Genomic DNA, 13,236 nt, shown 5'->3' on the forward strand with positions numbered 1-13,236 from the left:
TTTTAAATTTATCTTTACAAAGATAGCTAAAAGGATATTACTATGAATATTTGCAAAACATTAATTTTAATCGGGTTTATTATTGGTTTTCAGTCTTGTAAAGAGGCTAATTTTTCAAACGAAAGGCTTGTTCCAGATTCCGACAATGAAGCAACAAACAAGAGTTTTAATTATTTACCTTCCAACACTACAGGTGCGGTCTATGAAAGAGCAACCTATACGCTATCGTATGCGGAAGAGTATGAACAAGCAGAATGGGTGGCCTATGTTTTGAAGGCTAGCGATATAAAAGATACCGATTATAAACGCCCCTATTTTGAAGTTGATCCTACTATTATTACAGGAGCCGCACATTGGAGAAATTATAAAAATTCGGGCTACAACAAAGGACACCTTTGTCCTGCTGGCGACAGAAGAGCTTCTTATGATGATTATGTGGATACTTTTTTCACTTCTAATATTTCACCCCAGGATTATGATTTTAATGCAGGGATTTGGAACAGATTGGAACAGAAAGTGCGCTATTGGGCAAAAAAACAAGATAGTTTATATGTGGTTACTGGAGGTGTTTTGTCTCATGATCTTGAAACCATTGGCTATGAGCATGTAGCTGTTCCAAAATATTTTTACAAAGTGCTTTTATCTAGTGATAGGAAACAAATGATTGGTTTTTTGTTGCCTAACGAGAAATCGGAACAACCTTTGTATAATTTTATTACTGCTGTAGATGAAATTGAAAAACTTACAGGTATTGATTTTTTCCCTGCTCTCGATGATGCTTTAGAGAATGAATTAGAAGCAAAAACCGATTATTCAGGATGGCGTTTTTAGACTACTCGTAGCACATTTCTCATTCAGGCTCTAAAACTTTAATACAAACTGCACGATTTTTCACAAATCAATTGGTGCTAATTCATGAAATTGGTATAAAAAACAAACTCTAGAACTTTGCAGACTTTCAGTCTATCATTGTTTAATTAGTCCAATAAATTCAAATGAGAAATAATATTATCTCACCTCAAAAACTAAAAGCGAGTCAGAAAAAAATTTGTTAGCTGTGTTTTTTTTTCGACTACACGGTCTTTATCTCTTGATTTTTTTAACCAAAATTACGCATTAGACTTTGATATGAGAGCAATAGATAATAATTGCAAAACACCGAAGCCTGACCCACAAATGTAGCAGTAGAACATTGAAGACGTAAAACGAAATACTGAAGCCAATATAAAGCAGCTATTTTCCCTAATAGCATTCCAATGCTTAATTAGAGTTTAATTACAACTTAGAGACAACAAGCTGTGACAAAATGCAATTTGATTTTCATTTTGTCACAAAAAGTGTGCTATTTTTTTTTTGAATTCAAAAATGCCACAAAAACCGTGACGTTTTCATTTTGAGAATTGAAAATGTCACAGCGCATCAAAAGTTACAAAACAACATCTAAAGACCGTTATTGTCTTGTTTAACTCAAATCGCTACGAACACCCAAAGAACAAAGATTGGACTTTATACTAATTGCATTAAACAAGCATATTGAACTGTATATTTTTTCAAGCGTAAGACTTTACAATCTCTTCTTTTATAAAGTACTGCATAGCCTTACCTCATCATCTACTATTTTTTATAGGTATTCGATGATTGATAGTTCAAAACTGCGAAGCACATCATGAGTACCTTTAAAAAAACAATAAAAATCAAACGAATAATTGTATTTTCACTTATGATTCTCAACGTTAATAATTTAAATGCAATTTTAGCCGCAGTTGTGAATTGCATTATCTCATTGTTTACTATTTTTTATAGGTATTCGATGATTTTTAATTATCTCATTGTTTACTATTTTTTATAGGTATTCGATGATTGATAGTTCAAAACTGCGAAGCACATCATGAGTACCTTTAAAAAACAATAAAAATCAAACGAATAATTGTATTTTTACTTATGATTCTCAACTATTCCTGCACGACTTCTATATAAAGACTGGTTGTGAATTGCTTTATCTCATTAGTAAATATTTTTTATAGGTATTCGATGATTTTTAATTATCTCATTGTTTACTATTTTTTATAGGTATTCGATGATTGATAGTTCAAAACTGCGAAGCACATCATGAGTACCTTTAAAAAAACAATAAAAATCAAACGAATAATTGTATTTTTACTTATGATTCTCAACAAAGTGCTTCATCTATTTACATGTTGGCTGTAATACCAGAACGACAGCATCCTTTAAAAAAGTGCCGTATTTTTTTTACGGAAGCTAATTTTTCACTATTTTTGCCTTATCAAATAGTATGAAAAATGCTTAGAAAATTTAAAGTTTCAAATTTCAAAAGTTTTGAAAAAGACTTTGTTCTTGACTTGACCAAAGTTAATGGGTATGAGTTTAATAAAGATGCTGTTAAAAATGGAGTTGTCAATAATGCTATTATTTATGGACATAATGGGGTTGGTAAATCCAATTTAGCTCTTGCCATTTTTGACATCATTGAACATTTAACAGACAAGCAAAGAAATGAATCAGTTTACAAAAACTATCTTAATGCTTATTGTAATTCTGACACAGCATATTTTTATTATGAATTTTCAGTAAATTCAAAAATTTTAGTTTATGAGTATAAAAAATCTGACTACAAGACTATTATTTATGAACGATTTCAAATAGACGATGAAGAACTTGTTATTTTTGACAGAACAAAAAACGCTAGTGCAACAATTTCTTTTAAAGGTGCCGAAACGCTAAAAACAGGCATTGAAAACAATCAATTGTCTATTCTGAAATATGTAAAAAACAATACTCAATTAGAACACAACGAAGTAAACGCAGCTTTTCTTTCTTTTTTTGATTTCATAGAGCAAATGCTCTATTTCCGTTCTTTACTTGATAGAACTTATATAGGTTTTGATGCAGGAAGTAAAAATATTTTGGAAGATATTGTAAAAAAGAAAAATGTCAAAAAATTTGAAACATTTCTTAATCAAGCAGGAATAGAGTGTAAGTTGTCCGAGGCAGAAGAACTTGGAAGAAAGACTATCGCATTTAACCTAAATGGTAAACGCTTATCTTTTTACGAAGTTGCTTCAACAGGAACAATAGCACTTTCTCTTTTCTATTTTTGGTATCAGGACTTTAAGGAAAACTCTAAAGTTTCGTTTTTGTTTATTGACGAATTTGACGCTTTTTATCATCATTCTTTATCATCTTTGATTGTTGAAAAACTTAAAGAAACTGGTGTTCAATTTGTTCTTACAACGCATAATACCTCTATTATGACAAATGATTTGCTTCGTCCAGATTGTTATTTTGAGATGACAAAAAACCAAATTAGTTCTTTGTCAAAAAGCACCCAAAAAGAATTGAGGGAGGCACATAACTTGGAAAAAATGTACAAAGCAGGTTCATTCGATGTCAAATAATATTCTATTCATTTTTGAAGGTCCGAAAACGGAAAAATCAATTACAGATAATCTGATTAATTTCTTTGTAAATGAAAATACCGTTATTACGTGTGCGTATTGCACAACTATTTACAAAATGTACACCGACATTTCAGAAGATGAATTTTTGGATACTTTCAATTTAGTGAAAGATATTGATGCAAATAAAGACACTTTAAAAGACTTTAAAAGGTCAGATTTTGCTCAAATTTATATGTTTTTCGATTATGACGGACACGCTACAAATGCAAGTGATGAAAAACTGAATGAATTACTTAATTTTTTCAATGAAGAAACAGAAAAAGGTAAATTATATATTAGTTATCCAATGGTTGAAGCGTTAAAACATATTGAGTGTTTTAATACATTCAAAGAACTTAAAATAGCTTGTAAAGATTTTGAAAACTACAAAAAAATAGTTAGTGATAATTGCATTGAGGGTTTGAAACATTTTCATCTTTACAATGCAGAAATTTGGAAACGAGTTGTGAAAACTCATTTAGAAAAAATGAATGAAGTTGTGAATAGCTCGTATGTATTCCCGAATGAAATCATAGACCAGCTAACAATTTTCAATAAGCAATTAGAAAAGCACATTAACATCGACCAAACAGTTGCTGTACTTAGTTCTTTCCCAGTTTTTCTTCACGACTATTATGGAAACGAAGAATTAAAAAAGCGTCTAGAATAATAGGGACTACTACCAACAAGGGTTTTGCAAGAGAGCGGGTTAAGTGCTACGTATGAGACTTTGTATTTTTACTTATGATTCTCAACGCACCTTGAGTGCTAGTTAAATTAGGTATGTTGTGAATTGCTTTATCTCATTAGTAAATATTTTTTATAGGTATTCGATGATTTCTAATTATCTCATTAGTAAATATTTTTTATAGGTATTCGATGATTGATAGTTCAAAACTGCGAAGCACATCATGAGTACCTTTAAAAAAACAATAAAAATCAAACGAATAATTGTATTTTTACTTATGATTCTCAACAACTAATGCAAATCTATTATTAGTAGTAATGTTGTGAATTGCTTTATCTCATTAGTAAATATTTTTTATAGGTATTCGATGATTTCTAATTCAAAACTGCGAAGCACATCATGAGTACCTTTAAAAAACAATAAAAATCAAACGAATAATTGTATTTTTACTTATGATTCTCAACTCCTAGTTTGTTAGAATTACCAGTAGTTAGTTGTGAATTGCTTTATCTCATCATTTAATATTTTTTATAGGTATTCGATGATTTTTAATTATCTCATTGTTTACTATTTTTTATAGGTATTCGATGATTGATAGTTCAAAACTGCGAAGCACATCATGAGTACCTTTAAAAAAACAATAAAAATCAAACGAATAATTGTATTTTTACTCATGATTCTCAACGTTATATCTTGGTCTTCCCATGTCGCCCAGTTGTGAATTGCTTTATCTCATTAGTAAATATTTTTTATAGGTATTCGATGATTGATAGTTCAAAACTGCGAAGCACATCATGAGTACCTTTAAAAAACAATAAAAATCAAACGAATAATTGTATTTTTACTTATGATTCTCAACTCCTAGTTTGTTAGAATTACCAGTAGTTAGTTGTGAATTGCTTTATCTCATCATTTAATATTTTTTATAGGTATTCGATGATTTTTAATTCAAAATTGTATTTTTACTTATGATTCTCAACAAGAACTATTATAGTATTAAGGGGTGTAGTGTTGTGAATTGCTTTCAAAATTGTATTTTTACTTATGATTCTCAACATGAATGATGCTGTTAACAACAGATATTCTGTTGTGAATTGCTTTCAAAATTGTATTTTTACTTATGATTCTCAACTTCACTTTGTTGTTTTTAAATTACCAACGTGTTGTGAATTGCTTTATCTCATCATTTAATATTTTTTATAGGTATTCGATGATTTTTAATTCAAAATTGTATTTTTACTTATAATTCTCAACCCAAACTCTTGTTTTACTTCTTTGATTGTAGTTGTGAATTGCTTTCAAAATTGTATTTTTACTTATGATTCTCAACAATACGTGCCAGTAAGTTGCGGTAAATGTAGTTGTGAATTGCTTTATCTCATCATTTAATATTTTTTATAGGTATTCGATGATTTTTAATTCAAAATTGTATTTTTACTTATGATTCTCAACATTTTTTTTGTATAAAAATAATATCTTATAGTTGTGAATTGCTTTCAAAATTGTATTTTTACTTATGATTCTCAACCCTACAGTCTCTTTAAATCTTGCAGATCCGTTGTGAATTGCTTTCAAAATTGTATTTTTACTTATGATTCTCAACCAAATCTTTTAGAGCATGGTTTCTTTGGCGTTGTGAATTGCTTTATCTCATCATTTAATATTTTTTATAGGTATTCGATGATTTTTAATTCAAAATTGTATTTTTACTTATGATTCTCAACAATTCGTACCAGTGAGCTGTGGAAAATGTAGTTGTGAATTGCTTTCAAAATTGTATTTTTACTTATGATTCTCAACTACCCTTTATGACAGAAGTTGCCTTGCCTGGTTGTGAATTGCTTTCAAAATTGTATTTTTACTTATGATTCTCAACTGAGCAACAAAACAAGAACAATCGAAAACCGTTGTGAATTGCTTTCAAAATTGTATTTTTACTTATGATTCTCAACCTAGAGCAAAACTACATGGTTCTTGATAGAGTTGTGAATTGCTTTCAAAATTGTATTTTTACTTATGATTCTCAACTGACAGAAGATATTCTAAAGATATAGATGGGTTGTGAATTGCTTTCAAAATTGTATTTTTACTTATGATTCTCAACTATTATTATCATCAAATAAATTTGATTTTTGTTGTGAATTGCTTTCAAAATTGTATTTTTACTTATGATTCTCAACCTACATGGTTTTAGATAGAAGATATTCTAAGTTGTGAATTGCTTTCAAAATTGTATTTTTACTTATGATTCTCAACATTAACTCCGAATGGATAGACGGAACTAAGTTGTGAATTGCTTTCAAAATTGTATTTTTACTTATGATTCTCAACGGAAAAAATATACTATATCAATGAATGGGTGTTGTGAATTGCTTTCAAAATTGTATTTTTACTTATGATTCTCAACAACAAATAAACGAAGTATTAACCAAGTTAAGTTGTGAATTGCTTTCAAAATTGTATTTTTACTTATGATTCTCAACACTAAGAAAAATTTCGGACAAAATGCAGATGTTGTGAATTGCTTTCAAAATTGTATTTTTACTTATGATTCTCAACTCAACAGGATCATTTACACTTGACCAACTGGTTGTGAATTGCTTTCAAAATTGTATTTTTACTTATGATTCTCAACTTGGTAGGGGTGCTTTTCGCTAATGCATGGGTTGTGAATTGCTTTCAAAATTGTATTTTTACTTATGATTCTCAACTGAAATAAAATTTCATATTTTGAAACAAAAGTTGTGAATTGCTTTCAAAATTGTATTTTTACTTATGATTCTCAACAAATGTTGTAACGATTGAAACAACACAATCGTTGTGAATTGCTTTCAAAATTGTATTTTTACTTATGATTCTCAACAGCTCGAGGCACAAAGAAAATCATTATTTGTTGTGAATTGCTTTCAAAATTGTATTTTTACTTATGATTCTCAACTATCGTCAAGTTCTAATTTAGGAGCGTCAGTTGTGAATTGCTTTCAAAATTGTATTTTTACTTATGATTCTCAACTTAATTCACGCTTTAAAGAATCGGTTTCGTGTTGTGAATTGCTTTCAAAATTGTATTTTTACTTATGATTCTCAACCATATCCATCATCTTCTTGCGGGTTAGCGGTTGTGAATTGCTTTCAAAATTGTATTTTTACTTATGATTCTCAACAAGATAGCCGATATATGTAATATTTATCTTGTTGTGAATTGCTTTCAAAATTGTATTTTTACTTATGATTCTCAACTTCAACGCAGTACCCTATCTTGCGTATTGGTTGTGAATTGCTTTCAAAATTGTATTTTTACTTATGATTCTCAACTTTAGCGGCTGGTACACTTGCTGGAGCTTCGTTGTGAATTGCTTTCAAAATTGTATTTTTACTTATGATTCTCAACGATTTGCAAGGTTTATTTTTACAACTACGTGTTGTGAATTGCTTTCAAAATTGTATTTTTACTTATGATTCTCAACCATTTAGTAAGGTCAAAGAATACACCCTTAGTTGTGAATTGCTTTCAAAATTGTATTTTTACTTATGATTCTCAACTAATGATTTTAAACCAATTTCAATCTATAAGTTGTGAATTGCTTTATCTCATCATTTAATATTTTTTATAGGTATTCGATGATTTTTAATTCAAAATTGTATTTTTACTTATGATTCTCAACTAAAAAACCAGTAGTTTCTAAATCTATAATGTTGTGAATTGCTTTCAAAATTGTATTTTTACTTATGATTCTCAACTTACATTTTTAGAAATCTTGCATGCTTTTGGTTGTGAATTGCTTTCAAAATTGTATTTTTACTTATGATTCTCAACGAGCCAACCGTTTAAAAATGCACCTCCTAGGTTGTGAATTGCTTTCAAAATTGTATTTTTACTTATGATTCTCAACTGACGAACTTGAAAACCTATGGAAGTACGGGTTGTGAATTGCTTTCAAAATTGTATTTTTACTTATGATTCTCAACCTGAAATTTTCAGGAAGGTTATTTTTTATAGTTGTGAATTGCTTTCAAAATTGTATTTTTACTTATGATTCTCAACAATATTAAAGAAGGCATTGACCGCTACAAGTTGTGAATTGCTTTCAAAATTGTATTTTTACTTATGATTCTCAACGATTTGCAAGGTTTATTTTTACAACTACGTGTTGTGAATTGCTTTCAAAATTGTATTTTTACTTATGATTCTCAACCATTTAGTAAGGTCAAAGAATACACCCTTAGTTGTGAATTGCTTTCAAAATTGTATTTTTACTTATGATTCTCAACTAATGATTTTAAACCAATTTCAATCTATAAGTTGTGAATTGCTTTCAAAATTGTATTTTTACTTATGATTCTCAACGCACTTCTGTGTTAGTTGCCATTAAGAATTGTTGTGAATTGCTTTCAAAATTGTATTTTTACTTATGATTCTCAACTGTTCAGTACCAAACCAAGATAAGTGGGACGTTGTGAATTGCTTTCAAAATTGTATTTTTACTTATGATTCTCAACGACAAATACCTAATCTATAATTATATGTACGTTGTGAATTGCTTTCAAAATTGTATTTTTACTTATGATTCTCAACTATAGAGAATGGACTTGGGATGATTATTGCGTTGTGAATTGCTTTCAAAATTGTATTTTTACTTATGATTCTCAACCTGTAATTGGGCAGAATAGAGTTACTTTAGTTGTGAATTGCTTTATCTCATCATTTAATATTTTTTATAGGTATTCGATGATTTTTAATTCAAAATTGTATTTTTACTTATGATTCTCAACTAAAAAACCAGTAGTTTCTAAATCTATAATGTTGTGAATTGCTTTCAAAATTGTATTTTTACTTATGATTCTCAACTTACATTTTTAGAAATCTTGCATGCTTTTGGTTGTGAATTGCTTTCAAAATTGTATTTTTACTTATGATTCTCAACGAGCCAACCGTTTAAAAATGCACCTCCTAGGTTGTGAATTGCTTTCAAAATTGTATTTTTACTTATGATTCTCAACTGACGAACTTGAAAACCTATGGAAGTACGGGTTGTGAATTGCTTTCAAAATTGTATTTTTACTTATGATTCTCAACCTGAAATTTTCAGGAAGGTTATTTTTTATAGTTGTGAATTGCTTTCAAAATTGTATTTTTACTTATGATTCTCAACAATATTAAAGAAGGCATTGACCGCTACAAGTTGTGAATTGCTTTCAAAATTGTATTTTTACTTATGATTCTCAACATTTAACGCTGTACCTTACCTTGCATATTGGTTGTGAATTGCTTTCAAAATTGTATTTTTACTTATGATTCTCAACCCCGCTTGGATTAACTACACAACAAATGTGTTGTGAATTGCTTTCAAAATTGTATTTTTACTTATGATTCTCAACACTTTTTTACAATTCTCAAATGCCCTTTTAGTTGTGAATTGCTTTCAAAATTGTATTTTTACTTATGATTCTCAACAAAAATTTAATAAAATGAGCGGATTCTTAGGTTGTGAATTGCTTTCAAAATTGTATTTTTACTTATGATTCTCAACTAAAGGTTTTAATTCTATCTTGTAGTTGGTGTTGTGAATTGCTTTCAAAATTGTATTTTTACTTATGATTCTCAACCAGCGTCTATTGCTATTTTCAAAGTTTCTGTTGTGAATTGCTTTCAAAATTGTATTTTTACTTATGATTCTCAACTCCTGCTTGTTCATGGAAACAACGTTATGAGTTGTGAATTGCTTTCAAAATTGTATTTTTACTTATGATTCTCAACTTATTGTAGAAAAAAGTAATTCACAATTAGGTTGTGAATTGCTTTCAAAATTGTATTTTTACTTATGATTCTCAACTCACACTCATAAATATATTGTCCTATCAATGTTGTGAATTGCTTTCAAAATTGTATTTTTACTTATGATTCTCAACAAGGTTTTTAACTAATAATCAAATGATATGGTTGTGAATTGCTTTCAAAATTGTATTTTTACTTATGATTCTCAACCTACACCATTAACAAATAAAACAGTTTTTGGTTGTGAATTGCTTTCAAAATTGTATTTTTACTTATGATTCTCAACCGAAGAAAAAGAATATAGAAGTGTTTTTAGGTTGTGAATTGCTTTCAAAATTGTATTTTTACTTATGATTCTCAACAGGAAAAGTAAGCCTAAATGATGGTTTTCTGTTGTGAATTGCTTTCAAAATTGTATTTTTACTTATGATTCTCAACCTTTTAACTCTGAAATGGAGAGTTTAGCTAGTTGTGAATTGCTTTCAAAATTGTATTTTTACTTATGATTCTCAACAATAAACATTAACGAAAGTAAGTCTGTATAGTTGTGAATTGCTTTCAAAATTGTATTTTTACTTATGATTCTCAACAAAATAGATAATCAAGACTATGGAATTATTGTTGTGAATTGCTTTCAAAATTGTATTTTTACTTATGATTCTCAACGTAATTGTACTTTAAGATTGTTATAAGCATGTTGTGAATTGCTTTCAAAATTGTATTTTTACTTATGATTCTCAACTCATTTTTAGATGAAAAATAACACCTACAAGTTGTGAATTGCTTTCAAAATTGTATTTTTACTTATGATTCTCAACACTATTTTGTAAATCTGCATCAGGCTGCCGTTGTGAATTGCTTTCAAAATTGTATTTTTACTTATGATTCTCAACCAATTGCATCTTTTTGAAGTTTAATATTAGTTGTGAATTGCTTTCAAAATTGTATTTTTACTTATGATTCTCAACTTTAGTGGCTATTTCTGGTTATTCTTTAGCGTTGTGAATTGCTTTCAAAATTGTATTTTTACTTATGATTCTCAACTGCGGCTAATTCAGGCGTAAGTACTCAGGAGTTGTGAATTGCTTTCAAAATTGTATTTTTACTTATGATTCTCAACATTGCCCATTCTACTATATCAATAGTTCCTGTTGTGAATTGCTTTCAAAATTGTATTTTTACTTATGATTCTCAACCCACGACCCTTCGGGAATAGATATGATTAGGTTGTGAATTGCTTTCAAAATTGTATTTTTACTTATGATTCTCAACCATAGGCTATTGGTTTTAAATTGGTTTTTAGTTGTGAATTGCTTTCAAAATTGTATTTTTACTTATGATTCTCAACAATAAAACTTTATATTATGCTAACATTAAAGTTGTGAATTGCTTTCAAAATTGTATTTTTACTTATGATTCTCAACAGATCAAGAAGCAGAATATCAAGGAACTATGTTGTGAATTGCTTTCAAAATTGTATTTTTACTTATGATTCTCAACATATCGGGCTTTAAAAAGCTGATATGTTGTGAGTTATAAATTATATAGAAAATAAAAAATGGCGCTTTCAATCGTTGCTCAGTAGCAAGCAACCTTGTTTTTTAAATTCTAACCGCTTAAAAAAGTTCGAGTTGCTGAGATGGTTTTTCGGTTGCCACTGGTTTTTTGCCATAAAATAGTTCCATCATGCCAAATTGTTTGTCGGTTATTTGCATGACGCCTATTTTGCCGTGTTCGGGCAAGTTGTTTTTTATGCGTTTGGTGTGCACTTCGGCATTTTCTCTACTAGCACAAAAACGCATATAGATGGAAAATTGAAACATGGTGAAGCCATCGTCTAGCAATTTCTTGCGAAAACCTGCCGCTATCTTGCGTTCTTTTCGGGTTTCGGTTGGCAAATCAAAAAAGACTAATATCCACAAACTTCTATATTGGTTTAAACGTGTATAATGCTCATCATACATAGTTAGTATTTATAATTCTACTTCTTTTTTATTTTTTCACTCCCACGTCACTTCGCGTTTTTTGTGTAGCGTAGCATAACTAACACCATTTATAATTTAAATTTACCGTAAAAACTTCTCGATACGTCTCAATAGCTATCGGAACACTCAGAAGCTAATTTCATCTGCGAAAATCAGTAAAATCTGCGTGAAAATATAAAAGCACACTGATTTAGCAGATAAGCGCAGATGCTATAATTCATAAAACGTATTATAGACAATCTAATTCACTTCAAAACGAAAACTCCTAAACTACAAAACAACAATTATTATAAGTTTTTACCACTATTGTCATTTTTTTTAATTCAATAGAAATCAATTATTTAAACATCTTACCCATTATTTCATATTGCTTTTTTTAACATAAAAAAGCATAGCTCGAAGTGACGTTTATCGGGGAACTACATTCATAAACCATAAACAGGATACAAAATTTTTCTCGCTTTTCCTTCAAAACATTCATACAGAGAGTTGGTCGTTCTGCTCATTGCCACTAACAAAGGGCTTCTTTTTCCATCTATAAGCACATCAATACTTGCAATACCTAACAACTGCTTTTTTATCTCTGTTGTCAATTCTTCATAGGGGGCTTCATTATCCATAATATTACATACTATTAAATCCACATAAGGGCGATAGGGTTCCATAATATCATCGGCAAGGCAATAGGCATTGTATTTGTTTCGGTGAAAAATACCTAAACTGGGCAACATGCCCGAACTCACCAGAGCACGAGCCGTTATGGCTCTCAGAATAGCATAGCCATAATTCAGCAAATGATTAGGAGCTATTCCTTTTTGTCCTCTGGTAAAATGAGGAATAGGAATGAGTTTTTCCCAATAATAAACAGCTGCTCTCGATTCATGGTTCAAAGCATCGCCCGAAGTGACTTCTTTTGCCCACAATTCCATTTTTCGCATGGGAATGCCCCTTTCTTTTAGCAAACCCGCCTGATTGAGAATTTTTGCACTAATGGTTTGTTGCCACAAATTCTTTTGCAACGGCACAGAAGCGTTGATTTGATGTTTAAAACGTTCGGTTTGCTCACTATGTCCCTGCAAAGGCAGCAATAGACCAGAGGGCAAATGTTGCCCGTCGCAAGTGACCACAGCTACATTGTTTTGTGTCAGTTTTTCCAGTAACCCATTGGTAATGGTTATTTGCTGATTTTCCAAAACCACCACACCAATGTCTTCTATTGCTACGGTCTTGGAGTCTTGTTCTTTGTCAGGATAAGCCACCACCAATTGTTTGTTTTTGGTGCTCAAATAGACGGGATTACCAAAGAAAAGGGTGCGTTTGATCATGATT

The 13,236-nt window shown here is 29.8% G+C and carries 5 protein-coding genes and 3 CRISPR repeat arrays; of the genes, 3 read left to right on the forward strand and 2 right to left on the reverse strand.

All coding sequences use genetic code 11. The features are described 5' to 3' along the window. Positions 1-42: 42 nt before the first annotated feature. The 3 genes from ACZ49Z_RS04255 to ACZ49Z_RS04265 all read left to right on the forward strand — a co-directional run bounded on the left by ACZ49Z_RS04255 (position 43) and on the right by ACZ49Z_RS04265 (position 4,128). Positions 43-831: a DNA/RNA non-specific endonuclease gene (locus tag ACZ49Z_RS04255; RefSeq protein WP_464306954.1), complete on the forward strand. Its 789-nt coding sequence runs from the start codon at positions 43-45 to the stop codon at positions 829-831. A 1,469-nt stretch (positions 832-2,300) separates the two neighbouring features. Then, positions 2,301-3,416 (forward strand): AAA family ATPase, encoded by a 1,116-nt coding sequence (locus tag ACZ49Z_RS04260; RefSeq protein WP_464306955.1) that lies wholly within the window; start codon positions 2,301-2,303, stop codon positions 3,414-3,416. Beyond that, a complete protein-coding gene (locus ACZ49Z_RS04265; protein WP_464306956.1) occupies positions 3,406-4,128 on the forward strand; it encodes a hypothetical protein in 723 nt (240 codons plus the stop codon). Before ACZ49Z_RS04260 ends, ACZ49Z_RS04265 begins: the two co-directional genes overlap by 11 nt. A 1,772-nt stretch (positions 4,129-5,900) precedes the next feature. Then, positions 5,901-7,690: direct repeats of the CRISPR family, unit length 46 nt; unit sequence GTTGTGAATTGCTTTCAAAATTGTATTTTTACTTATGATTCTCAAC. A gap of 151 nt (positions 7,691-7,841) precedes the next feature. Continuing rightward, positions 7,842-8,799: a CRISPR direct-repeat array (repeat unit 46 nt; unit sequence GTTGTGAATTGCTTTCAAAATTGTATTTTTACTTATGATTCTCAAC). A gap of 150 nt (positions 8,800-8,949) precedes the next feature. Then, positions 8,950-11,422: a CRISPR direct-repeat array (repeat unit 46 nt; unit sequence GTTGTGAATTGCTTTCAAAATTGTATTTTTACTTATGATTCTCAAC). 116 nt (positions 11,423-11,538) lie between these two features. Here the strand turns inward: ACZ49Z_RS04265 and cas2 are convergent. Together cas2 and cas1 are read right to left on the reverse strand one after the other, a co-directional pair. Next, positions 11,539-11,886: a CRISPR-associated endonuclease Cas2 gene (gene cas2 / locus ACZ49Z_RS04270; RefSeq protein ID WP_464306957.1), complete on the reverse strand. Its 348-nt coding sequence runs from the start codon at positions 11,884-11,886 to the stop codon at positions 11,539-11,541. 446 nt (positions 11,887-12,332) lie between these two features. Then, positions 12,333-13,232 carry a type II CRISPR-associated endonuclease Cas1 gene (gene cas1, locus ACZ49Z_RS04275; protein ID WP_464306958.1) on the reverse strand — a complete coding sequence of 300 codons (900 nt, stop codon included), beginning with the start codon at positions 13,230-13,232 and terminating at the stop codon, positions 12,333-12,335. Positions 13,233-13,236: the final 4 nt, after the last annotated feature.

The sequence above is a fragment of the Flavobacterium sp. KY-23415 genome (assembly GCF_055384985.1).